This is a genomic window from Cellulomonas sp. Leaf395, from assembly GCF_001424125.1.
Taxonomy (GTDB): Bacteria; Actinomycetota; Actinomycetes; order Actinomycetales; family Cellulomonadaceae; genus Cellulomonas.
Map to the genome: position 1 here is coordinate 648,663 of NZ_LMQI01000002.1, position 24,462 is coordinate 673,124.

Here is a 24,462-nt window from a genome sequence, read left to right on the forward strand (position 1 = left end):
GCTCAGTCCTGGATGCGCATGACCGTCAGCTGCTCGTGGATCCTCAGCCGCAGACCGTCCGGAGCAGCCTCCTGGCAGCCCCGACGCACCAGCGTCTTCACGACGACGTCGACGTCGTACTCCTCGAGACAGCCCTGGCACTCGGCGAGGTGCTCGCGGACCGTCGCGGCGTCGACCGCGCCCAGCTCGGAGTCCAGGTACTCCCACAACCGGTCGAGCGCGTCCGCGCAGTTGTTGCCGCAGCTGCCGGCTGAAGGAGTCAGCGGGTCTGCGTCGTGCAGCTCACTCATCGTTCGCCCTCCGGTGCGGTGGGGGCCACCCCGACCAGACCACGCCCTCGGGCGTAGTCGGACAGCAGCTCGCGCAGCTGCGCACGGCCGCGGTGCAACCGGGACATCACCGTCCCGATCGGCGTCCCCATGATCTCGGCGATCTCCTTGTACGCGAAGCCCTCGACGTCGGCGAGGTACACCGCGATCCGGAACTCCTCCGGGAGACGCTGCAGCGCGTCCTTGATGTCGGAGTCCGGGAGGTGGTCGAGCGCCTCGGCCTCGGCAGACCGAAGGCCTCTCGACGTGTGCGACTCGGCGCGGGCCAGCTGCCAGTCCTCGATCTCTTCCGACCGGGACTGCTGGGGCTCGCGCTGCTTCTTGCGGTACGAGTTGATGTACGTGTTGGTGAGGATGCGGTAGAGCCACGCCTTGAGGTTGGTGCCCGGGCGGTACTGGTGGAACGCGGCGAAGGCCTTGGCGAACGTCTCCTGCACCAGGTCCTCGGCGTCGGCCGGGTTGCGCGTCATGCGCAGGGCAGCGCCGTACAGCTGGTCCAGGTAGACCAGCGCCTCGGCTTCGAACCTCTCGGTCCGTGCCGCGTCGTCCTCGGCCGCTGGCGCGCGGTTGGTGTCCTCGCTCATCGCGGTCGAGCCTAGTCCCGCAGGCTGGGGACCACCGACCGGCGTGGGCCATCCCACATCCACCCCTGGTGCCGGTATCTGTACCTGCATCTGCGCGGGCATCTGAGGCGGAAGAGTGTCCACGGGGATACCGAGCGCCCAACCCGTCACGGACGGCGTGCCGGGTCGCGCCTCGGTGGTGCAGCTCATGGCCAGCACAACGGCACCGGGCCGCGAGCCATTCCCCAGCGTGGTCATCCGTCGCCATCCACCCGGAGCGGCACTAGCGTGGCGGGCATGACGAGCACTGCCGACCATTCGACGTTCCTGCGCCTGCTCCGCGAGCAGATCGGCCACGAGTTCGACGCCCACCAGCAGTACGTGGCGATCGCCGTCTGGTTCGACGGGCAGGACCTCCCCCAGCTCGCGCGGCACTACTACCGCCAGGCGATCGAGGAGCGCAACCACGCGCTGATGATCGTGCAGTACCTGCTCGACCGGGACCTGCCGGTCGCCATCCCCGGCGGCAGCTCGGTGCGCAACGACTTCACCGAGGTCACCGAGCCGATCGGCCTGGCGCTCCAGCAGGAGAAGCAGGTCACCGCGCAGATCGAAGCCATCTTCGCCGCGGCCCGCGCCGAGGGTGACGCCCTGGGCGAGCAGTTCCTGCTGTGGTTCCTCAAGGAGCAGGTGGAGGAGGTCGCGTCGGCGACCACCCTGCTCACCGTCGCCACGCGTGCCGGCGACAACCTGTTCGACCTCGAGAACTATGTCGCCCGCGAGCAGATCGGTGACGGTGGCGAGTCCGCCGACGCACCCTCCGCCGCCGGTGGCGCCCTGTAGGAGGAGCTGCCGTGCTGCTGCGTCGTCTCGCGCGTCCCCTGTTCGCCTCGTGGTTCGTGACCGAGGGCCTCGACGTCGTCCGGCATCCCGCCGCGCATGCCGCCGATGCCCGTGGCGCGCTGACCACGCTGCGGGCCCGGCTCCCCGAGCCCGTCCGCGACGGGCCGGCCGGTGAGGCGCTGGGCCACGAGCTCAGCGACCGCCAGCTCACGACCATCGTCCAGGTGCACGGCGTCGCCCTCGCCGGCGCCGGGGCGCTGATGGCCCTCGGGAAGGCGCCGCGCACGGCCGCGCTGGCGCTGGCGCTCCTGACGGCGCCGCTGATCGTGGTCAACCTCCCGTTCAGGCGCGTCAAGGGCGAGGACCCGATCCTGCGTCGGGCCCGCCGCGACCGCTTCGTGCGCGCTCTCGCGTTCACGGGCGGCGCCCTGATCGCGGGCGTCGACCTCGAGGGCAGGCCGGGGATCGGCTGGCGCGTCCAGAAGGCTCGCAGCGATCACGCGGCCGCGAAGGCCTCCGACTGAGACGTTCGCCGGGCTCGTCGGCACCGCCACTAACCTGGGTGCCATGGATCTCTGGACCGCGCCGCTCGCCGGTGGCCCGCTCGACGCGCTCGTGGACGTACCCGGATCGAAGTCCCTGACCAACCGGTACCTCGTCCTTGCCGCGCTCGCGGACGCTCCGGGCCGCCTCCGCGGTGCGCTGCGCTCCCGTGACACCCGTCTGATGGCGGCTGCGCTGACCGGCCTGGGCGCGCGGATCGACGAGGACGGCAGCGACTGGGTGGTCACGCCGGGGCCGGTCCAGGGCGCGACGAGCGTCCACTGCGGTCTTGCCGGGACCGTCATGCGTTTCCTGCCCGCGGTTGCCGCGATCGCGGACGGACCCGTCCGGTTCGACGGGGACGACTCTGCCCTGGCCCGGCCGATGGGTCCCGTGCTCACGGCGCTGCGCACCCTCGGTGTGCGTGTCGAGGAGCACGGCGAGCCCGGGCACCTGCCGTTCACGGTGCACGGCCGTGGGTCCGTGCGCGGCGGTCAGGTCGACGTCGACGCGTCGGCGTCGAGCCAGTTCGTGTCGGGTCTGCTGCTCGCCGCGGCGCGGTTCGAGCGTGGGCTGATGCTGCGGCACACCGGGCGGACGCTGCCGAGCCTGCCGCACATCGAGATGACGGTCGCCCTGCTGCGGGAGGCGGGCGTCGAGGTCGACGACTCCCGGCCCGCGATCTGGCAGGTGGCACCGGGCCCGATCGCCGGTCGGGACGTGCGCGTCGAGCCCGACCTCTCCAACGCGGCGCCGTTCCTGTGCGCGGCGCTGGTCGCCGGCGGCACGGTCCGCGTGCCCGGCTGGCCCACGAGCACGACGCAGCCCGGTGGCCTCCTGCCCGGGATCCTCGAGCGCATGGGCGCCACCACGCGGCTGGACGGTGACGTGCTGAGCGTGACCGGGACCGGGGCCGTGCACGGGGTCGACCTGGACCTGCACGCCGCCGGGGAGATCGCGCCGACGATCGCCGCCGTGGCGGCTCTGGCGGACTCCCCCACCCGGCTGCGCGGCATCGCGCACCTGCGCGGCCACGAGACCGACCGGCTCGCCGCGCTGGCCGCGGAGATCACCCGGCTGGGTGGGCAGGCGGAGCAGACGTCGGACGGGCTGGTCATCACGCCGCGGCCGCTGACCGGAGGCACCTGGCACACGTACGAAGACCACCGGATGGCCACCGCGGGCGCGCTCGTCGGGTTGCGGGTGCCGGGGGTGGACGTGGAGGACGTCGAGACGACCGCCAAGACGATCCCGGACTTCGTGGGGCTCTGGGGCGGCATGCTGGCCGGATCGGCCGTGCTGGCCTGATGGCACAGGCACGGCGCTACGACGAGCGGGACGTCCGCATCCGTCCTGGTCGTGGCTCGCGCCCCCGGACCAAGCAGCGCCCGGAGCACGCCGACGCCGAGACCGCGCTGGTCACGGCCGTGGACCGAGGCCGCTACGCGATCCTCGTCGACCCGGACGGTCCCGACGAGCGCGTCGGCATCGCGATGAAGGCTCGCGAGCTGGGCCGTGACCGCGTCGTCCCGGGCGACCGCGTGGACATCGTCGGCGACACGTCCGGCGACGAGGGCTCCCTGTCGCGGATCGTGCGGATCGGCGAGCGCCGGACCGTCCTGCGGCGGACGGCCGACGACACGGACCCGGTCGAGCGGATCATCGTCGCGAACGCCGACCAGCTGGTGATCGTGACCGCCCTGGCCGACCCGGAGCCGCGCACCCGCATGATCGACCGGTGCGTCGCCGCCGCCTACGACGCCCGCATGGACGCGCTGCTGGCGCTGACGAAGGCGGACCTGGCGGACCCGGCAGAGCTCGTCGGGATGTATGCGCCGATCGGCGTGGAGGTCGTGGTCACCAGCGCCGAGAAGTCGGTGGGAGGCAGGATCATCCGCGGGCTCGACGACGTGCGGGCCGCGCTGGAGGGCAAGACGTCGGTTCTGGTCGGGCACTCGGGCGTCGGCAAGTCGACGCTCGTGAACGCGCTCGTGCCCGGCACGTACCGCGCGGTGGGCGTCGTCAACGACGTGACCGGCCGCGGGCGGCACACGTCGAGCTCCGCGGTCGCGCTGCGCGTACCGGGCACCGCCAGGCCCACCTGGGTCATCGACACCCCGGGCGTGCGGTCATTCGGGCTCGCGCACGTCGACCCGCAGCACCTCCTGGGTGCCTTCGCGGACCTCGCCGCGGTCGCCGAGGAGTGCCCGCGCGGCTGCACGCACGCCGACGACGCCCCGGACTGCGCCCTCGACGAGTGGGTCGAGGCGTCCCCCGACGACGTGACCCGAGCGGCGCGGGCGGCGCGGATCGAGTCCTTCCGCCGCCTCCTGGCCAGCCGGCTCGGCAGCGGCGAACCGGACAACCGGGAGCCCGCACGTCCCTGACGTGCGAACTCGAACCACTACGGTGTCGGGCATGAGTCTGCGCCCCGGGTACGACGACGACCTGCGCCTCGCCCACGTGATCGCGGACCAGGTCGACGGGTTGACCATGTCCCGGTTCAAGTCGCAGGACCTGCGCGTGGAGACCAAGCCCGACCTGACCCCCGTGTCCGACGCCGACAGGACGGCGGAGGAGATCGTGCGCGGTCAGCTGTCCCGGGCGCGACCGCGCGACGCGGTGCACGGCGAGGAGATGGGCGACACCGGCCACGGGCCGCGCCGCTGGGTCATCGACCCGATCGACGGGACCAAGAACTTCGTCCGTGGCGTGCCCGTGTGGGCCACGCTCATCGGGCTGCTGGACGGCGACCAGGTGGTTCTGGGCGTGGTCAGCGCCCCCGCGCTCGGCCGGCGGTGGTGGGCGGCGCAGGGCTCAGGCGCGTGGACCGGCAAGTCGCTCGCCGCCGCGAGCCAGCTGCACGTGTCCGGGGTCGACCGCCTGGAGGACGCCTCGCTGTCGTACTCGTCGCTGAGCGGCTGGGAGGAGCGCGGGCAGCTGGACGCCTTCCTCGGCCTCACCCGTCGCACGTGGCGCACCCGGGCGTACGGCGACTTCTGGTCGCACGTGCTGGTCGCGGAGGGCGCCGTGGACCTGTCCGCGGAACCGGAGCTCGCGCTGCACGACATGGCGGCGCTGGTGCCCATCGTCACGGAGGCCGGTGGGACGTTCACGTCGATCCGGGGGGTGCCAGGCCCGTTCGGCGGGTCGGCGCTGGTGTCCAACGGAAAGCTGCACCAGGCCGCCCTGGAGTACCTGGACCCGCTCCCCGAGGCGTGACGGCCCGGACCGCGGCACGATCGGTGCCATGAGCACCGACGACCGTGACGACCGCGCCGCCTCGTTCGACCGTGCCGCGGCGCTCTACCAGGCCACCCGCCCGAGCTATCCCGACGACGCCGTCCGCTGGTCGGTGCCCGCGCAGGCTCGTGACGTCCTCGACCTGGCCGCCGGGACGGGCAAGCTCACGGAGCGCCTCGCCGCGCTCGGCTGGCACGTGGTAGCGGTGGAGCCGTCGGACGCGATGCGCGCCGAGCTGGCCGCCGTCCTGCCGGCCGTCGAGGCGTTCCCCGGGACCGCCGAGCGCACCGGCCTGCCGGACGCGTCGGTCGACGCCGTCACCATCGCGCAGGCGTGGCACTGGGTCGATCCGCCGGCCGCCTCCGCCGAGATCGCCCGTGTCCTGCGTCCCGGCGGCCAGGTCGCCGCGCTCTGGAACGTGCGCGACCAGGCGACCGACTGGGTCGCACGGTGGACGGAGATCGTGCACCGGGGCGACAGCCTGGAGACGAGCTACCGCGATCCCGAGCTCGGCGACGTGTTCACCGCGCCCGAGCACGCCATGTTCCGCTGGGCGCAGCGCCTGCGGACTGCCGACCTGCGCACGCTCGCAGCGAGCCGCAGTCACCTGATCCTGCTGCCGCCCGACGAGCGCGACGCGCTGCTCGACGAGATCGACCAGCTCGTCGACACCCACCCCGACCTGCGCGGGCGGGAGTGGGTCGACGTGCCGTACCGGACGGAGTGCTACCGGGCGCGGCTCCGCGAGGGCTAGAGACCCAGGGTCTCCGGGAGCTGGTCCAGGGAGTCGATGACCACGACGTCGGCTGCCGCGATCTCCGCATCCGTCACGGGCAGCCGGCGCGCGCCGGGCCGGTCCACCCAGACGCCGAGCAGCCCCGCCGCACGGGCGGCGACGGCGTCGACGTCCAGCTCGTCGCCCACGTACGCGGTGCGCTCGGGAGCCGTGCCCAGCCGCCGGCACGCCTCGAGGAACACCCGCGGATCGGGCTTGCCGAACCCGAGGGTGTCGACGCCCACGAGCATCGGCACGCGGTCGAGCAGGGACACCCGCTCGAGCTTGGTGGCCTGCAGCGCGACCGACGCGTTGGACAGTGCGCCGACCGCAAGACCGGCCGCGAGGAGCTTGTCGACGACCGCGTCGACCTCCGGGTGGGCCGCCCACGCCTCCGCGAACGCCTCCTGGAACGACTCGTCCCAGACCGCGAACGCGTCGGCGTCCAGCGCCTGCCCGCCGAACTGCTCGTGCAGCTCGTTGGCGCGCGTCATCCGTTGCTCGACGAAGCCGACCTCCCCGCGCGTGTAGGCGGCGTAGTGGCCGCCGACGTCCGCACGCCAGACCGTCACGAGCTCCGGGTGGCGCTCCCTCGGGAGGTCCGGCAGGTACCGAGCGGCGACGTCGGACAGCGCGTGGCCGAACGCACCGCGGGTGTCGACGAGGGTGTCGTCGATGTCGAAGAGGACGCCGTCGACGCGCATCACAGGGACGCGCGCAGGGCGGCGATCCGCGCGAGGGTGGACTCCTTGCCCAGGATCTCCATCGACTCGAAGAGCGGCGGCGAGATGCGGCGGCCGCTCAGGGCGACCCGCAGCGGGGTGAACGCGAACCGCGGCTTGATCCCGAGGCCCTCCACGAGCGCGGCCTGGAGCGCCTCCTGCGTCGCAGCCGTCGTGAAGTCGGACAGCCCTCCCAGGGCGGCGGAAGCGGCGTCGAGGACCGACCCGGACTCCTCGCGCAGCGCACCTCGGGCGTCGTCGGCGACCTCGAGCGCGTCGTCCGCGACGAACAGGAAGCCGAGCATGCCGACCGCCTCACCCAGCAGCGTGATGCGCTCCTGGATCAGCGGCGCGCCCGCGTCGAGGAGCGCGCGGTGGGCCGGCTCGAGGTCCGCGTACGAGTCGGTGGGGACCAGGCCCCCGCGGTGCAGGTACGGGACCAGCCGGTCCCGGAAGTCCTCGGGCGCCAGCAGCCGGATGTGGGCCGAGTTGATCGCCTCGGCCTTCTTCACGTCGAAGCGCGCCGGGTTCGGGTTGACGTCGGCCGCGTCGAACGCGGCCGTCATCTCCGCCATCGAGAAGATGTCCCGGTCCGGACCGATCGACCAGCCGAGCAGCGCGAGGTAGTTGAGCAGGCCCTCGGGCGTGAACCCGTTGTCCCGGTGCAGGAAGAGGTTGGACTCGGGGTCCCGCTTGGAGAGCTTCTTGTTGCCCTCGCCGAGCACGGACGGCAGGTGCCCGAACACGGGCTCGCCCGAGCCGACGCCGATCGCGGAGAGCGCCCGGTAGAGCGCGATCTGCCGGGGGGTGGACGAGAGCAGGTCCTCGCCCCGAAGCACGTGCGTGATCCCCATGAGGGCGTCGTCCACCGGGTTGACCAGCGTGTACAGAGGCTGACCGTTGGCGCGCACGATGACGAAGTCCGGCACCGAGCCGGCCTTGAACGTCACCTCGCCGCGCACCAGGTCCGTGAACGTGAGGTCCTCGTCCGGCATCCGCAGGCGCAGGACCGGCTCGCGGCCCTCGGCGCGGAACGCCGCCTTCTGCTCGTCGGTCAGCGCCCGGTCGACGCCGTCGTAGCCCAGCTTCGGGTCCCGGCCGGCGGCCTTGTGGCGGGCCTCGATCTCCTCCGGGCTGGAGAACGACTCGTACGCGTGCCCGCCCTCGACCAGGCGACGCACCACGTCCGCGTAGAGGTCCATCCGCTGCGACTGCCGGTAGGGCTCGTGCGGGCCGCCCACCTCGACGCCCTCGTCCCAGTCCAGGCCCAGCCAGCGCAGCGCGTCGAGCAGCTGGAGGTAGGACTCCTGCGAGTCGCGCGCCGCGTCCGTGTCCTCGATGCGGAAGACGAACGTTCCGCCCGTGTGGCGCGCGTACGCCCAGTTGAACAGGGCGGTCCGGATCAGGCCGACGTGCGGCGTGCCGGTGGGCGAGGGGCAGAAGCGAACGCGAACAGCAGGGCCCGCAGCAGAGGAGGTCACGGGCTCCAGGTTACTGGCGCGCGATCAGCCCTTGGCCGCGGTCCAGACGGCGGCGCTGCGGTCCTTGACCGAGACCTGCGCCGGGTCGTCGACGTCCACGGGGACGGGCCACTCGATGCCGAGGTCCGGGCTCAGCGGGTTGTAGGCGACGCCGGGCATCCCGGGACGCCACTCGGTGTCGAAGCAGTAGAGGTACTGCGTCTCCTCGGACACCGACTGGAAGCCGTTGCAGACACCCTTCGGCACGAACACCTGCGTGCCCTTCACCAGCGGCACCGTGTGGACCGCGCCGTAGGTCGGCGAGCCCTCCCGGGCGTCGAGGTACGCGCCCAGCGCCTGCCCGGAGACGATGCCGACCAGCTTGTTCATCGCCTCGCCGTGCAGACCGCGGATCGCACCGCGTCGGCTCTCGGTGATGTTGACCTGCGCCCACGGGCCGTCGACCCGCGACCGGAGCTCGTCGTGCTCCCACACGGAGGCTCGGTAGAACTCGCGCACGGCGCCCCGCGGCTCCTCGACCTGCTTCAGTCGGATGACGAGCAGGCCGTCGATGGGGGTGGTCTCCACAGTGACATCGCCGAGTTGCACGGATCTACTTTCGTTCGGGTGGACAGGGGGTCAGTGGCGGCGCAGGACGGGGTTGCGCAGAGTCCCGATGTCCTCGACCTCGACCTCCACGACGTCCCGGTCCACGATCGGGCTCACCCCTGCGGGGGTGCCCGTGAGGATGAGGTCGCCGGGCAGCAGCGTGAACACCTCGGACACGTACGAGACGAGGTACGCCGAGTCGAAGATCATCTGCGACGTGCGGCCGTCCTGCTTCGTCTGGCCGTTCACGCGAGCGCGGACGTACAGGTCGTCGACGTCGAGCCCCGGCACGATCCACGGCCCGACCGGGCAGGAGCCGTCGAAGCCCTTCGCGCGGGTCCACTGGGCGTCGGCCCGCTGGGCGTCGCGTGCGGTGACGTCGTTGGCGACGGTGTACCCGAACACGTAGTCGAGGGCGCGGTCCGGCGGGACGTCCTTGGTGACCTTGCCGATCACGATGGCCAGCTCGGCCTCGTGCTCGACGTGCTCTGTCCAGTCGGGCAGCACGATCGGGTCGTCCGGGCCGATGACGGACGTGTTCGGCTTGAGGAACAGCAGCGGCGCGGGCGGAAGCTCGTTGCCCATCTCGGCAGCGTGCGCGGCGTAGTTGCGGCCGACGCCGATGATCTTGGAGCGCGGGATGACCGGCGCCAGCAGGCGGACGCTGTCGTCGTCCAGACGGATCTGCTCGCCCGTCGGCTGGACCGGCGTGTAGAGCGGGTCACCGGTGATGACCACCAGCTCCTCGGAACCGGGAGCTCCGTCGACCAGGGCGTAGCGGGGGTCTCCCCCGGTGGTGAATCTCGCGATGCGCACGGTCGAAGCGTAGTTGAGCCCAGTTCAGGCGCGAGCCAGCACCTCGCCGTGCAGCACCGCGAACCAGCCGTCGGGCTGCTTGCCCCACTCGCGCCACGCGTCCGCCAGCAGCTCGAGCCCGACCTCGTCGGCGAGACCGTGCGCGATGGCCTGCGCGGCGAAGTTCGACGCGACCGAGCGGTCCGCCCACAGCCCCGCCCACCAGGCGCGGTCCTCGGGAGTGGCGTAGCACCAGACGCCGGCGCTGGGCACGATGCCGTTCGGCTCGAAGCCCGCCTCGCGCACCCACGACAGCAGCTTGCGGCCGGCGTTCGCGTCGGCGTCGTTGGCCTGCGTGACCTCGTGGTACAGCGCGAGCCACTCGTCCAGCCCGTCGGACTGCGGGTACCAGGTCATGCCCGAGTAGTCGGCGTCGCGCAGCGCGACCACGCCGCCCGGCCGCGTGACGCGGCGCATCTCGCGCAGGGCCGCGATCGGGTCCGTGAGGTGCTGGAGCACCTGGTGGGCGTGCACGACGTCGAACGCGTCGTCGTCGAAAGGAAGCTGGTAGGCGTCGGCCACCTGGAACGTCACGTTGTCCGCACCCGCGTCGGCGGCGGCCTTCTGCGCGATCTCCACGACGGCGGCCGAGGTGTCGACGCCGACGACCTCACCGGGCTCGAGGCGGGCCGCCAGGTCGATCGTCACCGAGCCCGGACCGCAGCCCACGTCGAGCAGCCGGGTCCCCGGGACCAGGGCCGGCAGCAGGTAGGCCGCGGAGTTCTCGGCGGTGCGCCAGCGGTGCGAGCGCAGCACCGACTCGTGGTGTCCGTGGGTGTACACGTCGGGGTGCGTCGGGGAGTTCACATCGAACTGTAATCATCCGAGAGGCCGTTAGTTCAATAAACGGGACGAACCGTTTCGACATGCGAGATCACGCCGGTCCCGCGGCTCGCTAGCATCCGACCATGCGCCGCATTGTGGGGATCGACGTCGCCCGGGGCCTCGCCGTGCTCGGCATGATGACCGCGCACGTCGGTCCCGACGACCGCGGTCCGATCCCTCCGGGCGGCTTCGCGCAGCTGGCGGACGGTCGGCCGGCGGCATTGTTCGTGGTCCTGGCCGGTCTGTCGCTGGCGCTGCTGTCCGGCAGCGCGAACCCCGTGACGGGCACCCGGCTCGTCCAGGCGCGCGTGCGCATCCTGGTCCGGGCGCTGCTCCTGTTCGCCCTCGGGGAGCTCCTCGTGATCCTGGCGACGCCGGTCGTCGTGATCCTGCCGACGTACGGGCTGCTGTTCGCGCTCGGGTGCATCGCCCTGCGCTGGTCGCGGGCGGCACTCCTCACCGCCGCGGGGATCGTCGCCGTCGCCGGTCCCCCTGTGGGTCAGGGCATCGCGGCCGCTCTCGAGGGCGCGCGACCGACGGTGCTCACCGAGATCACGGTCGGCCACTACTACCCGGCGATCGTCTGGACGGCCTACCTCCTGGTCGGGCTCGCGATCGGCCGCAGCGACCTGCGATCCACCCGGCTGCGCGGCCTCGGCGCGCTGGCCGGCGTCGGGCTCGTGATCCTGGGGCACGGTGGCTCCTGGGTCGCGCTGCACGTGCTCGGCTGGCCCGCCGCGCTGGCGACCACGGAGCCCCACTCGTCGACCACGTTCGAGGTCGCCGGCAACGTCGGCGTCGCGCTGCTGGTGATCGCCGGATGCCTCGCCGTGGCCGACCGGTGGCCACGACCGCTCGCACCGCTGGCGGCCGTCGGGTCGCTCGCGCTGACCGCCTACACCCTGCACATCGTGGTCATCGCGAGCCTCGGGAAGGGCGTCGTCTACGACGCGACCGTCGAGGTGTGGCTCGCGTTCATCCTCACGACGATCGGGCTGTGCTGGCTCTGGGTGGTCTCCGTCGGGCGCGGGCCGTTCGAGTGGGTGCTGCACCGGGTGTCGACGAAGGCCGCGGACATCGCCCCCGACGAGCTGCCGACGCCGCCGCCCGTGTCCGACACCGCCGGTCACGCGCACTCGTAGACGATGTTGGCGGCGTCGGACCTCATCCCGAGCAGCCACTCGCCCGCCGGCCCCTGCATCGCGAAGAGTGCATTCGCCTGGAGGAAGGCCTCGTCGGTCGTGTACGGGTAGCCGGCAGCGGCGCCGTGCACCGTGCCGTACTCGTCGCCCTGCACACCCTCGGGCGCGAGCGTCGACGAGTTCTCCTCGTGCCACGCGCGCAGCTCTCGCGACATCGAGTTCCCGCCCGCGACCGGCACGTAGACCCGATGACCGCTCGGCGTCGTGCCCGCCGGCCGCCAGTCGCCGGGGACGTGGGCACTCTCCTGGGAGTACGAGGTCCAGCGGCAGGCGGGCGATCCCGGTGCCACGGTCGACACGGGGGGTGAGCCCTCCGTCGTGCGGACGACGCCGTCGTCCCACGAGATGGCGGCGAACTCGCCTCCGGGCACGTCGCTCGGGTCGAGCCGCACGAACGTCCCGAACGGTGTGGTGAACCCGTAGGTGAGGTTGGTCAGCCCGGTGACGGGCGACTCCGCCACCTGGGCGACGACGGCGACCGGGCCGAGGTCCCGCAGCACGCGCTGCTCGACGTCCCCGTCCACGATCGGGGCGGCGTCGCCGTAGAGCCTGAACCCGAGCACGGGCGTCTGAGCGGTGTTCGTGGTGGTCACGGTGAAGCCGTCGCCCAGGTCGACCGTCGCGGGCAGGGTGAGCGTGTCGTAGAACGTGTCCACGTCCCGCACCACGCCCGGGGGCGGCTGGTAGTTCACCTCGTCGGCGCACGCGTCGGCCGTCCGGGCGCTCGGGCACGCGATCAGGCGCGCACCCTGTGGCCCCACCTCGAACAGGCCGTCGACGTGCCACTCGTCACCGAGCTCCCACGCGGTGAGGTAGATCGACGCCTCGCCGCGCGTCCCGACGAGGTACGCGGGGGCGGGTTCACCGTCGACGCGTCGCAGCGCAGGGACGTCCGGCACCAGGGTCGGCGCGTGCCACACCTCACCGGTGCGCGGGGCGCCGAGCCGCGCGAGCACCGTGGCGTCGTCGATCGACTCCTCCCGCGTCACCGGTCCCGTCGGTGCCGCGTCCCGGGTCGGTGTCGTCGGTGTCGGGGTCGTCGGTGTCGGGGTCGGGGCGATGGTCGGCGTGACGACGGGCGCCACGGGCTCCGGCGCCCACGGGTCCAGCCCGAACCACAAGCCGACCCCGAGCACGCCGACCACCCCGACGCCGGCGAACGACTCCGCCGCCCGTCGGACGATCCGGCGACGACGGACCTCGGACCGGACGACGCCCAGACGGCCGCCCTCCAGCGCCGGGGCGGAGACCTCGATCTCGTTCGACGCCCGGGCCAGCAGGGCGTGCAGCTCATCGCTCATGGCGCACCTCCGTCGGGTTCAGCGTCCGTACCGCGATCCGTTCACCGGTGTCCGTCGTGGTCCCGAGCTGCGCGTTCAGTCGCGTGAGCCCGTCGGACGTGTACCGCTTGACCGCACCCTCGGACAGACCGAGGGCGGAGGCGGTCTCCGCGACGGACAGGTCCTCCATCTGCCGCAGCACCACGCACGCGCGTTCCCGCGGGCTGAGCGCGGCGAGCGCGCGGACGACGTCCGCGCCGGGGAGCCGGTCGTCCTGGACGACGACCCCCGGGGTCTGCGCGGCCGCTCGGGCCAGCAGCCGAGCCTCGCGCGTCCTGCGTCGGCCCGCGTCGATCGCCCGCGACGCGATGGCCCGACGGACGTACGCCTCGGCCTGCTCGACCGAGCCGAACCGTGCGCGCCCGGAGAACGCGGCGATCAACGACTCCTGCACCAGGTCCTGGGCGTCCGACGGCGAGGCCGACACGAGCGTGGCGTGGGCGACGAGGCGCTGGTAGCGCTCACGGGCGACCTGCTCAAGCAGGACTTCCCACCGTCTGCTCACGGCACGCACCCTTCGACCTCGACGTCCTGAACCCATAACGCCTGTCACCCGTCGCGGCGTTGGGGTGAGGTGGTCTAGGCGAGGAGGGCGACCACCGAGAACACGACCGCGAGCAGCGGGAAGGTGCCCTGCGTCGCGGCCGCACGTGCCATCGCGCGGTCGGTCGTGACGAGCACGACGGCGGCCGCGAGCATCGACCCGCACGCCAGCAGGACGAGCGCGAGACCGACCGCCTCCTGCCCCGCGAGCGCGAGGACGACGCCGACCAGCGCACCGACCGCGAGGAACAGGTTGTAGAAGCCCTGGTTGTAGGCCCACGGCTTCACCGCGGGGACGTCCTCGGTGCGTGTCCGGAACCGGGCGTGCACCTCGGGGCGTTCGAACAACAGCGACTCGTAGGCGAAGAAGAGGACGTGCAGCAGGGCTGCGAGGACGGCGAAGACCGACGCGAGGATGACCACGAGGGCAGTCTGTCAGCCTCGCCTACCCTGGAGGCGTGACCGTCACCGCTCCTTCTCCCGTGCTCGACGTCGCGACCTGGCAGTCGCTCGCCGCCGCGCACGCGGAACGCGCTGACGCCTTCACCGCCGGCCGACGCGAGCGCCGGTCGCGGCAGCAGAAGCACGCGATCGAGGACTTCCTGTTCGAGTACTACCCGGTGACGCCCGCCGCGCTGCGCCGCTGGCACCCGGGCGTCGGGGTGGCGCTGGACACCCCCGCCCCGCACACGGAGTGGCGCTGGTACCGGACCGCTGATGGCACCGTGACGCTCGACGTCGACGCCTTCCTCGCAGACCGCGGCGACGCCCTGCGGTTCATCCACGGCCTGCTGAGCGCGACCCTCGGCCGCCCCGCACTGACCGGCTGCTTCGGACTGCACGAGTGGGCGATGGTCTACCGGGAGACCGACGAGCACCGGCATCCGCTCCCCCTGCGGCTCGGACCGGACGGCACCGACGCCGTCGTCGAGACCCACAAGATCCGCTGCACGCACTTCGACGCGTACCGGTTCTTCACGCCCGACGCGGTGGAGCTCAACACGCTGCGACCGACGCGCGGCTCGATGACGGCGATGGAGCAGCCCGGCTGCCTGCACGCCGGGATGGACGTCTACAAGTGGGCCACCAAGCTGGGCCCCGCCGTCCCCGGCGACCTGCTCCTCGACTGCTTCGAGCTCGCCCGCGACATCCGGACGCTCGACATGCAGGCGTCCCCGTACGACGTGACGTCCTACGGCCTCGACCCCGTCACCATCGAGACGCCCGAGGGCAAGGCCGAGTACGTCGCGCGGCAGCGCGGGTTCGCCGAGCGCGGGAACCTTCTGCGCGCGCGGCTGGTGGAGGTGTGCGAGCGGGTGCTGCGCCCGGCCGTCCTCACGTCCTGACGGCCCAGCCCTCAGCCTCCGTGCTGGATGTCCACGACCACGCGCGTCGGGTCCGTCAGTCCGAACACCCGGACCGGGCGGTCGGTCGCGTCGACGCCGAGGAACGCGAGCTCCTGCCCCTCGAACTGGCCGCGCACGTTCACCTCACGCAGCGCGGCGTAGTCCGGCGTGAGGACCGGGTTCGTGCCGTTCCACTCCTCGATGCCGGTCTCGTACGGCAGCCGGACCCCGAGCAGGACCACCTGGAGGGTGCCGTCGCCCGCGATGTCGAGCGTGGTGGGACGGGTGTCGTCACGGTGCTCGTCGCGACCGTCGGGGCGGGCGAGCTCGTCGGCGAGCCGGACGAGGGTGTCTCTGGATCCTCGCCCGCGCACGACGAGAGCAGCAGGGACCCGCTGACGGCGACCATGCCGATCGTGTACCGGCACCGAGCTGTCATCGGCCCTCCACCTGCGAGCGACCCACCGGTCCTCTCGTCGCCAAGTTAGGGCGCCTGCTCAATCCCGGCGGTACCGACGCACGAACGCCTCCAGGATGCGCGGGGGCGCCCACACGTCGGCGCTGCGCACCCCGGCGACCACCTCGTCGTGCTCCTTCGGCTGGAAGTAGCCGTAGTCCCGGTAAACGCCGATGCGCGTGATGATGCCCGGGAGGTCGAGCTCGGGGTGGAACTGGGTGGCGTAGAGGTTCTCGCGCACCCGGAACATCTGCACGGGGCATGTCGGCGACGACGCGAGCAGGACGGCGTCCGGTGGCAGCACGCTGCACGCCTCCTTGTGCCCGACGAACGCGTCGAACGACTCCGGCAGGTCCGCGAGCAACGGGTCGCGCCGGCCGGCCTCCGTCAGCGTGATCGTGACGGCGCCGATCGGCTCGGCGTACGTGCGGTCGATCACTGCGCCCTGGTGCACCCCGAGCGTGCCGACGCCGTAGCAGGCGCCGAGAAAGGGCAGGTCCCGCGCGACGATCTCGTCGAGGAGCGTCGACATCTCCGCCTCGACCCGGCGCTGGGCGGGCGACTTGTCGTCCTCGGGGGTGCTCGCGTCGTACGGGCTGCCCCCGACCAGCACCCCGTCGTAGTCGTCCAGCGACACGGGCAGGAACGACGCCTGCTCCATGCGGACCCGTTCCAGCTCGTCGGCGCGCAGCCCGCCGAACCTCAGGAACGCCGCGTACTCCCCGTCGGCGGCGATCTCTTCCGCCCGGGAGCTGAGCAGCAGGAAGCAGGTCATCCGACACCCGCCACCCGGCTGGCGTCGTCGGGTCCGAGCATCCACCGGATCGACCGGGTGGCCACCGCGCCCGCGTCCCTGGCGGCGCTGAGACCGAACGGTCCGGGGCGCTCCAGCCCGAGCATCTCGAAGGTCCACGCCGGCATCGACGCGACCGCCGCCCGGGCCAGCAGCGTGTAACCCGGCCGCAGCGAGCGCGGCACCGGCGGCTCGTGCAGGAGGAAGTCGGCCGCGTCCCGCGCCGCCGTGGACGGACCGAGGACGGGCCGGAACTCCTCCAGCGCCTTCGCCAGCTCGGCCGTGGACTCCGGTACCCGCTCCGCCCCGAGCGCGACGGCCACGCGGGACGCCTGCGCGACGTACTCGTCGGCACCGTCGGTATCGAGGGGCCGTTGCCCGTACACCCGGTGCGCGCGCAGGAAGCTGTCGACCTCGGCGACGTGCACCCAGCGCAGCAGCGTCGAGTCGCTCGCGGCGTACTCGATGCCCTCCGGCGTGACGCCGCGGATGCGGTCGTGCACCCGGCGGACCTGGTCGATGGCGGCCGTCGCGTCGTCGATGGTGGCGAACGTCGTCGTGGCGATGAACGTGCTCGTCCGGGCCAGCCTGCCCCACGGGTCGCCGCGGTAGCCCGAGTGCGCCGCGACCGCCGCCATCGCCGCCGGGTGCAGGGACTGCAGGAGCAGGGCGCGCATGCCGCCGACGAACATGGAGGCGTCGCCGTGCACGGTCCGGATGGCGGATCCGGGCGGGTACCAGCGCGGTCCCGGCGTCCCGTGGATCCGCTCGCGGCTGGCCAGCCCGTCGGGTCCTGCTACTCGCAGGAAGAGGGACGTGCCGGCACGGTTGCGCAACGACGAGACAGTGCTCACGTCCCCATCCTGCGGCCGTCAGGCCCGGGCGCGCACCTGCTCGACGCCGCGGTTGGCCAGCTGGTCGGCCCGCTCGTTGCCGGGATCCCCCGCGTGGCCCTTGACCCACACCCACTTGACCGTGTGCCGGGCGACCTCGGCGTCGAGCGCCTCCCAGAGCTCCTGGTTCTTCACGGGCTTCTTGTCGCCCGTGCGCCAGCCGTTGCGCTTCCAGCCGGCGACCCACTTCGTGACACCGTTCATCACGTAGGTCGAGTCGACGTGCAGGACGACGTCGCACGGCTTGGTCAGCGCCCGCAGCCCTTCGATGACGGCGGTGAGCTCCATGCGGTTGTTGGTGGTGAGGATCTCGCCGCCGAACAGCTCCCTCTCGTGCGCGCCGTACCGCATCCAGGCGCCCCAGCCCCCGATCCCCGGGTTGCCCTTGCAGGCCCCGTCGGTCCACATCTCCACCGTCGGTCGCTCGCTCACGGCCCACACCCTAGACGCGAGGCCCGTGGGACCATCGACGCACGATGAGCACCCTCACCCTGGCCGACCGCATCCCCGCAGATCCCACCGACCCCGACGCGCTGTACGAGGCGTTCACCGACTGGGCGACCGACCAGGGGCTCGCGCTGTACCCCCACCAGGACGAGGCGCTGCTCGAGCTGGTCACGGGGGCGCACGTGATCCTGTCGACGCCGACCGGTTCCGGGAAGTCGCTCGTCGCCGTGGCTGCGCACTTCGTGGCGCTCGCGCAGGGTCGACGGACCTACTACACGGCCCCGCTCAAGGCGCTGGTCAGCGAGAAGTTCTTCGCGCTCGTCGAGGCGTTCGGCTCAGCCAACGTCGGGATGATGACGGGCGACTCGGCGGTCAACCCGGGCGCCCCGATCATCTGCTGCACTGCGGAGATCCTGGCCAACGTGGCCCTGCGCGACGGCGACGACGCCGACGTGGGCCAGGTGGTCATGGACGAGTTCCACTTCTACGCCGACCCGCAGCGCGGCTGGGCGTGGCAGGTGCCGCTGCTCGAGCTCACGAAGGTCCAGTTCGTGCTCATGTCAGCCACGCTCGGCGACGTCGGCTTCTTCGCGGAGGATCTGACCCGGCGGACGCACGAGCCCGTCGCGGTCATCGCCAATGCCGAGCGGCCGGTTCCGCTGACGTTCTCCTACGCGATCGAGCCGCTGCACGAGCTCCTCGACGAGCTGGTGAAGACCCGTCGCGCCCCGGTCTACGTCGTGCACTTCACGCAGAAGGAGGCCGTCGAGCGGGCGCAGTCGCTCATGTCGACGCCCCTGGCCAGCCGCGAGCAGCGGGACCGGATCGCCGACGAGATCGCGGGGTTCCGCTTCGGTCCGGGCTTCGGGCGCACGCTCAACCGGCTGCTGCGGCACGGGGTCGGCGTGCACCACGCGGGCATGCTGCCCAAGTACCGCCGCGTCGTCGAGCGGCTGACGCAGCGGGGGCTGCTGCCGGTGGTGTGCGGCACGGACACGCTCGGCGTCGGCATCAACGTACCCATCCGCACGGTGCTGCTGACCAGCCTCGTGAAGTACGACGGCGTCCGCATGCGGCACCTGTCCGCGCGCGAGTTCCACCAGATCTCCGGGCGTGCCGGGCGGGCGGGGTTCGACACCGTGGGCGAGGTCATCATCCTGGCGCCGGAGCACGTGATCGAGAACCGCAAGCTGCTGGAGAAGGCGGGCGACGACCCGCGCAAGCTGAAGAAGATCATCCGCAAGAAGGCGCCCGAGGGGCAGGTCAACTGGACCGACTCCACGTTCGAGCGTCTGAGGGACGCCCCGCCCGAGCCGCTGACCAGCAGCTTCGCCGTGTCGCACGCCATGGTGCTGCACGTGCTCGCGCGTCAGGCCAACGGCACCGATCCGGTCGCGGCGATGACGAAGCTCCTGACCGACAACCACGAGCCCGTCGGGGCCCAGGGCAAGCACGTCCGGCGCGCGATCGCGGTGTACCGCTCGCTGCGCGCCGCCGGCGTGGTCGAGCGTCCCTGGGTCGAGGACCCGACCGCCCCGCACGGCCGACGGCGGGCGGTGCAGCTCACGGCGGAGCTTGCCCCGAACTTCGCGCTCAACCAGGCGCTGTCCCCGTTCGCGTACGCGGCGCTCGACCTGCTCGACCGTGAGGACCCTGCCTACGCGCACGACGTCGTCTCGGTCATCGAGGCCACGCTCGACGACCCCCGCCAGGTCCTGTCCGCGCAGGAGAACAAGGCCCGCGGCGAGGCCGTCGCCCAGATGAAGTCCGACGGTCTGGAGTACGACCAGCGCATGGCCCTCCTCGAGGACGTCGGCTACCCCAAGCCGCTCGCGGAGCTGCTGGAGGCCATGTTCGTCACCTACCGGCAGACCAACCCGTGGGTCGCGGACCTGGCACTGTCCCCCAAGTCCGTGGTCCGGGACATGCACGAGCGGGCGATGAGCTTCGCGGAGTACGTCGCCTACTACCAGCTGGACCGCACCGAGGGCGTCCTGCTGCGCTACCTCGCCGACGCCTACCGCGCCCTGCGCCAGACGGTCCCCGAGGAGGCCCGCACCGAGGAGCTGTGGGAGATCATCGAGTGGCTGGGCGACCTGGTCCGGCGCACGGACTCCAGCCTGCTCGACGAGTGGGAGCGGCTGAGCAACCCGCTCGACGAGCACGGCGCCGACGCCCCCGGCGGGATCGACGAGGACGTGCCCGAGCCGATCACCGCCAACCCCCGCGTCTTCCGGGCGCTGGTCCGCGGTGCGCTCTTCCGCCGGGTGGAGCTGGCCGCGCGGGAGTTCTACGGGGGCCTCGCACAGCTGGGTGACCTCGACGCCGACGGCGACCCGTGGGATGCCGACCGCTGGCGGACCGCGCTGGACCCGTTCTACGACGACCACGACGAGATCCTCACGGGAGCGCCCGCCCGCGGCCCGGCGCTGTTCCAGGTGACGCCCGGCCGAGGGACGTGGCAGGTCCGACAGCTGCTCGACGACCCCGAGGGCGACCACGACTGGCGGATCGACGCGGCCGTCGACCTGGCCGGCTCCGACGAGACCGGCGAGGTGCAGCTGCGGATCGTGGCCGTGGGACCCCTGGGACACCTCACGTAAGTTGGCGGTATGGCCACGTGGGACGACGTGCGGGCTGCGGTGGCGGCGCTGCCCGAGACCTCCGAGCAGCCCGAGCGCAGCTGGCGGGTCGGGAAGAAGCCGCTCGTCTGGGACCGGCCGCTGCGCGCGGCCGACCACCAGGCGCTGGGCGCGTCGGCCCCCGACGGACCGATCCTCGGCGCCCGCGTGCCCGACCTCGACGCCAAGGAGGAGCTGCTCGCGCGCCTCCCGGACGTCTACTTCGTGACTCCCCACTTCGACGGCTACCCCGCGGTCCTCGCGCGGCTCGACGCGATGGACACCGACGAGCTCCAGGACCTGGTGGTGGAGGCGTGGCTCGCGCAGGCACCGAAGCGGGTGGCGAAGGCCTGGCTGGCGAGCCACCCGGACGGACCCGACTGAGACGCGTGTCTCGGGTTACCGTTCGCGCATGAGCACCGAGCCTGTAGACGCGCCCGTCCGCCGCACGAGGTCGCCGAAGTTCGTGTTCCTGATCTGCCTGGTCGCGGCGCTGGTCTCCGCGATCTGGGTTCTCGGCATCCTCACGATCGCCGCGGCGGTGATCCTGGTGGTCATCGCGATGGTGCTCCAGGCGCGGGGCAAGAACCCGGCCACCTGGTTCGCGGCCAGCACGGGGGTCGCCGCCGGGACGCTGATCTACCTGCTGATCGTCCTGATCACCGGTCAGTAGCGGGTCGCTGCCCGGAGGGCCGAAGGTTATTGCCCGTACGCCGCCATCATCCGGTCGGCCGGGACGATCTGCTTGCCCAGCGGGAACAGCGAGATGGGCACCATCTTCCAGTTGGCCAGGGCCAGCGGGATGCCGATGATCGTGATCGCCTCGAGGATGCCCGTGATGATGTGCGCGAGCGCCAGCCACCACCCGGCGACGATCACCCAGATGATGTTGCCGATGACCGAGAACGCGCCCGCCGTCGGCTTGTCCACGACGGTCCGCCCGAACGGCCACAACGCGTAGCTGGCCATCCGGAACGACGCGATCCCGAACGGGATCGTGATGATGAGGATGCAGCAGATGATGCCGGCGAGCACGTACCCCAGGGCGAGCCAGAAGCCGGCGAGCACGAGCCAGATGATGTTGAGCAGGGTCTTCACCCGCCCAGCCTGCACCCCGGGCGGTCGCGGACGGTATCCGGGAGGACCCTGATCCCGCCCTATCGTTGCTCCGTGGTGAAGAAGGAGCACGCGCCTGCCGGCACCCCGGCGCTGGTCGCGCTGTCCGTCGCCGGTGTCCCGCACACCGCGCACGCGTACGCGCACGACCCGGCGGGCACCCTCGGGTACGGGCTCGAGGCGGCCGCCGCCCTGGGCGTCCCCCCGGAGCAGGTGTTCAAGACGCTGATGACGGTGGTGGACGGCACGCTCACCGTCGCGGTCGTGCCGGTGACCGGGCAGCTGGACCTCAAGGCGCTCGCGCAGGCGGTCGGGGGCAAGCGCGCCTCGATGGCGCCCAAGCCGGACGCGGAGCGCGCCACGGGGTACGTCGTCGGGGGCATCTCCCCGCTCGGTCAGCGGTCCCCGCACCCCACGGTGGTGGACGAGACGGCGTGGCTCTTCGACACGGTCCTGGTCTCCGGCGGTCGACGCGGGCTCGACGTCGAGCTCTCCCCCGACGACCTGGTCCGGCTCACGTCGGCGACCGTCGCGAACATCGCCCGGTCCGACCCGTGATCGCCGAGCGCCTGGCCGACGTCCGCCGCCGCGTCGCCCAGGCCGCGCTCGACGCCGGTCGGGACCCCGCGGACGTCCGACTGCTCCTGGCGACCAAGACGCAGTCGGTCGACCTGGTCCGCGAGGCGCTCGCGGCCGACGCCCGGGCCAGGGCCGACGACCCGACACTTACCGCCGTGCTCGTCGGTGAGAACCGCGTGCAGGAGCTCGTCGCCAAGGGACCCGAGCTCGCCGGGCTGGCGACGGTGCACCTGATCGGGCCGCTGCAGTCCAACAAGGTCAACGCCGCCCTGCGCTGGGCGTCGTGCATCGAGTCGGTGGAGTCGCTGGACCTGGCGGATCGGCTCTCGGCGCGGGCGACCGAGCCTCTGGACGTCTACGTGCAGGTGAACGTGTCCGGCGAGGAGACCAAGCACGGGGTCGCACCGGACGAGGCGGTCGCCCTCGCGGGAGCGGTCGCAGCGCTCCCCGGCCTGCGGGTGGCCGGCCTGATGACGATCGGTGCGCGTTCCGACGACACCTCCGTCGTACGGTCCGGCTACGCCCTCCTGCGGTCGCTGCGGGACGAGCTCGTCGCAGCGGGCACTCAGACCGCGACCGAGCTGTCCATGGGCATGAGCGGCGACCTGGAGCTGGCCGTCGCGGAGGGCGCGACGCTGGTACGCGTCGGCAGCGCGGTCTTCGGGGCTCGCCCTAGGTAGCCGCCGCGCAGCAGCACCACCTGGGCGGTGCGCGCGACGGCACCGGGGGTGCGGTGGCGCACGACGGCGAGCTCGCGGGCGCGCAGGACGGTGAGTCGGCGCAGCTGGCGGTCCAGGTCGAGGTCCATGTGCATCAGGAGCGTCGCGAGCACGCGCTGATACACGCCTCCATGACAAGGTCGCTTGACACCGGGTTTCCCTGTCAAGCATCCTTGTCACGTCAAGCACGCTTGTCATCGGAGGTTCCCGTGAACACCCTCGACTCCTTGCGGGACCTGCAGGTCCCCACCATCACGACGCTGATGATCGTCCTCGCGGTCGCTGCGCTCGTCGTCGTCGAGCCGGTGCTCGGTCGCCGCCAGTACTCCGAGCTGGTCACCGACCTGGCAGCGGCCGCGGACGACGCGGAGCAGGACGCGGTCCGACGCCGCTTCTACCGCAGCTGGACGTGGCAGGGCTGGCTCATCGGCGCCCTCGCCGTCGCGGTGGTGATGGTCCTGCCCGGGACCGGGCTCGCGGACCTCGGCCTGCGTCTGCCCGACGTGGGCGAGCTGCTGCCGGACGCCGGACGTGACGACGCCGCCGGGATGGTCGTCGGCGCCATCGTCGGACTCGCCCTCGCCGGCGGCGCGCTCGCTCTCGTCCGGCGCTGGTTGCCCGGCAGGTCCCCGCTGCAGAGCAGCGCGATCGACATCCTGATGCCCACGACCCCGGGCGCTCGCCGCGGGTGGGCAGGGTTGTCCCTCTCGGCCGGCGTCACCGAGGAGATCACCTACCGTGGCCTGCTCGTCCTCGCCCTGACGCTGGCGGTCCCCGACCTCGCGCACGGCGCCGTCGTCGCCGTGGCCGCGGTGCTCTTCGGCATCGCGCACTGGTACCAGGGCCGGCTCGGCATGCTCACCACCGGTGCTGTCGGCGCCGTCCTGACCCAGCTGTACCTGACGACGGGCAGCCTTCTCCTCCCGATGGTGGTGCACGTGCTCATCGACCTCCGGCTCCTGCTCGACCGGCCGGCACCCGCCCGGGCGCCCGCCCTCGCCGATGCCCGATGAGGAACGACATCCGCCTGCTGCGCGAGGAGGCCGGACTCTCGCAGGCAGCCCTCGCCGAGGCCCTCGGCGTATCGCGCCAGACCGTGAACTCCCTGGAGAACGGCCGATACGACCCCTCGCTGCCGCTGGCGTTCGCGGTGGCCCGCTACTTCCGCACGACGATCGAGGAGATCTTCCATGACGACGTCTGAGCCCCGACGCGGGCTGTCCGACCGCCGCTTCCTCGTCGCCGTCGGCTGCGGTCTCGTCGCCGTCGGCATCATGTGGCTCGTGTTCACGCTGGCGGGTGAGCCGGACACCGCCGCAGGCGCCCTCGTCGGCGGGCTCGCCGTGACCGCGCTCGCGATCGTCGTCCGCTGGCGCGCCAAGCGTCGAGGCCCGTCCGTCGACGGCGGGTTCAGCCGCGTGCTCCTGGGCACCGCCGACGAGCGGGACAACACGATCCTCACCGCGTCCTTGGCCTGGGTGGGTTTGGTCGCGTTCGGCGCCCACGCGATCGGGCTCGCGGCGGTGGCGCTCGGCGCCGACGGCTTCGTCGTCATCGGCGCCATCGAGGCCGTCCTCATCGCGGTGCTCGTCGGAGCGTTCATCCTGCTGTCGCGGCGGACCTGACCCCTCGCACGGCA

31 protein-coding genes are annotated in these 24,462 nt (G+C 72.3%); 16 read left to right on the forward strand and 15 right to left on the reverse strand.

From position 1 onward, the window contains the following. Positions 1–2: 2 nt before the first annotated feature. Together rsrA and ASG23_RS07195 are read right to left on the reverse strand one after the other, a co-directional pair. Positions 3–290 carry a mycothiol system anti-sigma-R factor gene (gene rsrA / locus ASG23_RS07190; RefSeq protein ID WP_056022216.1) on the reverse strand — a complete coding sequence of 96 codons (288 nt, stop codon included), beginning with the start codon at positions 288–290 and terminating at the stop codon, positions 3–5. Further along, on the reverse strand, positions 287–1,102 hold the full coding sequence (locus ASG23_RS07195; protein ID WP_442856811.1) for a sigma-70 family RNA polymerase sigma factor: 816 nt from the start codon (positions 1,100–1,102) through the stop codon (positions 287–289). The genes rsrA and ASG23_RS07195 overlap by 4 nt, the downstream gene beginning before the upstream one ends. A gap of 87 nt (positions 1,103–1,189) precedes the next feature. Here ASG23_RS07195 and ASG23_RS07200 point away from each other — a divergent pair, with 87 nt between their 5' ends. Genes ASG23_RS07200 through ASG23_RS07225 form a run of 6 tightly spaced genes read left to right on the forward strand, consistent with a single transcriptional unit; the run spans position 1,190 to position 6,275 of the window. Then, a complete protein-coding gene (locus ASG23_RS07200; protein WP_056022221.1) occupies positions 1,190–1,735 on the forward strand; it encodes a ferritin in 546 nt (181 codons plus the stop codon). An 11-nt stretch (positions 1,736–1,746) separates the two neighbouring features. Next, the gene (locus tag ASG23_RS07205; protein ID WP_056022223.1) at positions 1,747–2,259 is read left to right on the forward strand and encodes a hypothetical protein; all 513 of its coding nucleotides are present in this window, start codon (positions 1,747–1,749) and stop codon (positions 2,257–2,259) included. Between the two features lie 43 nt (positions 2,260–2,302). Continuing rightward, positions 2,303–3,586, forward strand: a complete 1,284-nt coding sequence (aroA, locus tag ASG23_RS07210; protein WP_056022225.1) for a 3-phosphoshikimate 1-carboxyvinyltransferase — start codon at positions 2,303–2,305, stop codon at positions 3,584–3,586. Further along, the gene (rsgA, locus tag ASG23_RS07215; RefSeq protein ID WP_056022228.1) at positions 3,586–4,665 is read left to right on the forward strand and encodes a ribosome small subunit-dependent GTPase A; all 1,080 of its coding nucleotides are present in this window, start codon (positions 3,586–3,588) and stop codon (positions 4,663–4,665) included. Before aroA ends, rsgA begins: the two co-directional genes overlap by 1 nt. A gap of 31 nt (positions 4,666–4,696) precedes the next feature. Beyond that, positions 4,697–5,500, forward strand: a complete 804-nt coding sequence (gene hisN, locus ASG23_RS07220) for a histidinol-phosphatase (protein ID WP_056022233.1) — start codon at positions 4,697–4,699, stop codon at positions 5,498–5,500. Positions 5,501–5,528: 28 nt separating this feature from the next. Next, a complete protein-coding gene (locus ASG23_RS07225; protein ID WP_056022235.1) occupies positions 5,529–6,275 on the forward strand; it encodes a class I SAM-dependent methyltransferase in 747 nt (248 codons plus the stop codon). Here ASG23_RS07225 and ASG23_RS07230 read toward each other — a convergent pair. Genes ASG23_RS07230 through ASG23_RS07250 form a run of 5 tightly spaced genes read right to left on the reverse strand, consistent with a single transcriptional unit; the run spans position 6,272 to position 10,749 of the window. Beyond that, positions 6,272–7,000 carry an HAD family hydrolase gene (locus ASG23_RS07230; RefSeq protein ID WP_056022237.1) on the reverse strand — a complete coding sequence of 243 codons (729 nt, stop codon included), beginning with the start codon at positions 6,998–7,000 and terminating at the stop codon, positions 6,272–6,274. The genes ASG23_RS07225 and ASG23_RS07230 overlap by 4 nt on opposite strands. Then, entirely contained in the window at positions 7,000–8,499 is a 1,500-nt protein-coding gene (gltX, locus tag ASG23_RS07235) for a glutamate--tRNA ligase (RefSeq protein ID WP_056022239.1), read from the reverse strand. Before gltX ends, ASG23_RS07230 begins: the two co-directional genes overlap by 1 nt. 24 nt (positions 8,500–8,523) lie before the next feature. After that, positions 8,524–9,066: a dTDP-4-dehydrorhamnose 3,5-epimerase family protein gene (locus ASG23_RS07240; protein WP_235520924.1), complete on the reverse strand. Its 543-nt coding sequence runs from the start codon at positions 9,064–9,066 to the stop codon at positions 8,524–8,526. 51 nt (positions 9,067–9,117) lie between these two features. Next, positions 9,118–9,903, reverse strand: a complete 786-nt coding sequence (locus tag ASG23_RS07245; RefSeq protein ID WP_056022247.1) for a fumarylacetoacetate hydrolase family protein — start codon at positions 9,901–9,903, stop codon at positions 9,118–9,120. A gap of 24 nt (positions 9,904–9,927) precedes the next feature. Then, the gene (locus ASG23_RS07250; protein WP_056022250.1) at positions 9,928–10,749 is read right to left on the reverse strand and encodes a methyltransferase domain-containing protein; all 822 of its coding nucleotides are present in this window, start codon (positions 10,747–10,749) and stop codon (positions 9,928–9,930) included. 101 nt (positions 10,750–10,850) lie between these two features. On the opposite strand from ASG23_RS07250, the gene ASG23_RS07255 reads away from it, so the two are divergent. Continuing rightward, the gene (locus ASG23_RS07255; RefSeq protein ID WP_082515928.1) at positions 10,851–11,909 is read left to right on the forward strand and encodes a heparan-alpha-glucosaminide N-acetyltransferase domain-containing protein; all 1,059 of its coding nucleotides are present in this window, start codon (positions 10,851–10,853) and stop codon (positions 11,907–11,909) included. On the opposite strand, the gene ASG23_RS07260 is transcribed toward ASG23_RS07255, so the two are convergent. The 3 genes from ASG23_RS07260 to ASG23_RS07270 form a co-directional block, all read right to left on the reverse strand. Further along, a complete protein-coding gene (locus ASG23_RS07260) occupies positions 11,894–13,270 on the reverse strand; it encodes a hypothetical protein (RefSeq protein ID WP_056022256.1) in 1,377 nt (458 codons plus the stop codon). The two genes, ASG23_RS07255 and ASG23_RS07260, sit on opposite strands and share 16 nt — an antisense overlap. Beyond that, on the reverse strand, positions 13,260–13,814 hold the full coding sequence (locus ASG23_RS07265; protein WP_082515973.1) for an RNA polymerase sigma factor: 555 nt from the start codon (positions 13,812–13,814) through the stop codon (positions 13,260–13,262). The genes ASG23_RS07260 and ASG23_RS07265 overlap by 11 nt, the downstream gene beginning before the upstream one ends. 74 nt (positions 13,815–13,888) lie before the next feature. After that, complete coding sequence (locus ASG23_RS07270) at positions 13,889–14,275, reverse strand: DUF1304 domain-containing protein (protein WP_056022262.1); 387 nt, start codon at positions 14,273–14,275, stop codon at positions 13,889–13,891. Positions 14,276–14,310: 35 nt separating this feature from the next. Between ASG23_RS07270 and ASG23_RS07275 the strand changes: the two genes are divergently transcribed. Beyond that, entirely contained in the window at positions 14,311–15,198 is an 888-nt protein-coding gene (locus ASG23_RS07275) for a hypothetical protein (RefSeq protein ID WP_056022265.1), read from the forward strand. Between the two features lie 11 nt (positions 15,199–15,209). Here the strand turns inward: ASG23_RS07275 and ASG23_RS07280 are convergent, their stop codons facing one another. From ASG23_RS07280 to rnhA, 4 genes are all read right to left on the reverse strand, one after another. Beyond that, the gene (locus ASG23_RS07280) at positions 15,210–15,572 is read right to left on the reverse strand and encodes an AMIN-like domain-containing (lipo)protein (protein ID WP_056022268.1); all 363 of its coding nucleotides are present in this window, start codon (positions 15,570–15,572) and stop codon (positions 15,210–15,212) included. 123 nt (positions 15,573–15,695) lie between these two features. Further along, positions 15,696–16,430: a glutamine amidotransferase gene (locus tag ASG23_RS07285; RefSeq protein ID WP_056022272.1), complete on the reverse strand. Its 735-nt coding sequence runs from the start codon at positions 16,428–16,430 to the stop codon at positions 15,696–15,698. After that, a complete protein-coding gene (locus tag ASG23_RS07290) occupies positions 16,427–17,302 on the reverse strand; it encodes an oxygenase MpaB family protein (RefSeq protein WP_056022275.1) in 876 nt (291 codons plus the stop codon). Before ASG23_RS07290 ends, ASG23_RS07285 begins: the two co-directional genes overlap by 4 nt. 18 nt (positions 17,303–17,320) lie before the next feature. Next, positions 17,321–17,749 carry a ribonuclease HI gene (rnhA, locus tag ASG23_RS07295; protein ID WP_056022792.1) on the reverse strand — a complete coding sequence of 143 codons (429 nt, stop codon included), beginning with the start codon at positions 17,747–17,749 and terminating at the stop codon, positions 17,321–17,323. 68 nt (positions 17,750–17,817) lie between these two features. Between rnhA and ASG23_RS07300 the strand changes: the two genes are divergently transcribed. From ASG23_RS07300 to ASG23_RS07310, 3 genes are read left to right on the forward strand one after another with little or no spacing between them, the layout of a single operon-like run. Further along, complete coding sequence (locus ASG23_RS07300; protein ID WP_056022278.1) at positions 17,818–20,391, forward strand: DEAD/DEAH box helicase; 2,574 nt, start codon at positions 17,818–17,820, stop codon at positions 20,389–20,391. 9 nt (positions 20,392–20,400) lie between these two features. Next, entirely contained in the window at positions 20,401–20,793 is a 393-nt protein-coding gene (locus ASG23_RS07305) for an MmcQ/YjbR family DNA-binding protein (RefSeq protein ID WP_056022281.1), read from the forward strand. Positions 20,794–20,821: 28 nt separating this feature from the next. Continuing rightward, entirely contained in the window at positions 20,822–21,082 is a 261-nt protein-coding gene (locus ASG23_RS07310) for a hypothetical protein (RefSeq protein ID WP_056022284.1), read from the forward strand. A gap of 26 nt (positions 21,083–21,108) precedes the next feature. Here the strand turns inward: ASG23_RS07310 and ASG23_RS07315 are convergent, their stop codons facing one another. Next, positions 21,109–21,507, reverse strand: a complete 399-nt coding sequence (locus ASG23_RS07315; protein ID WP_056022287.1) for a YccF domain-containing protein — start codon at positions 21,505–21,507, stop codon at positions 21,109–21,111. A gap of 75 nt (positions 21,508–21,582) precedes the next feature. Between ASG23_RS07315 and ybaK the strand changes: the two genes are divergently transcribed. The 5 genes from ybaK (at position 21,583) to ASG23_RS07340 (ending at position 24,448) form a co-directional block, all read left to right on the forward strand. Next, positions 21,583–22,083 (forward strand): Cys-tRNA(Pro) deacylase, encoded by a 501-nt coding sequence (gene ybaK, locus ASG23_RS07320; RefSeq protein ID WP_056022290.1) that lies wholly within the window; start codon positions 21,583–21,585, stop codon positions 22,081–22,083. After that, the gene (locus ASG23_RS07325; protein WP_056022293.1) at positions 22,080–22,784 is read left to right on the forward strand and encodes a YggS family pyridoxal phosphate-dependent enzyme; all 705 of its coding nucleotides are present in this window, start codon (positions 22,080–22,082) and stop codon (positions 22,782–22,784) included. The genes ybaK and ASG23_RS07325 overlap by 4 nt, the downstream gene beginning before the upstream one ends. Before the next feature lie 248 nt (positions 22,785–23,032). Next, a complete protein-coding gene (locus tag ASG23_RS07330) occupies positions 23,033–23,836 on the forward strand; it encodes a CPBP family intramembrane glutamic endopeptidase (RefSeq protein WP_056022296.1) in 804 nt (267 codons plus the stop codon). Then, positions 23,833–24,027 (forward strand): helix-turn-helix transcriptional regulator, encoded by a 195-nt coding sequence (locus ASG23_RS07335; RefSeq protein ID WP_056022299.1) that lies wholly within the window; start codon positions 23,833–23,835, stop codon positions 24,025–24,027. Before ASG23_RS07330 ends, ASG23_RS07335 begins: the two co-directional genes overlap by 4 nt. Beyond that, a complete protein-coding gene (locus ASG23_RS07340; RefSeq protein ID WP_056022302.1) occupies positions 24,014–24,448 on the forward strand; it encodes a hypothetical protein in 435 nt (144 codons plus the stop codon). The genes ASG23_RS07335 and ASG23_RS07340 overlap by 14 nt, the downstream gene beginning before the upstream one ends. The last annotated feature ends 14 nt before the right edge of the window (positions 24,449–24,462 follow it).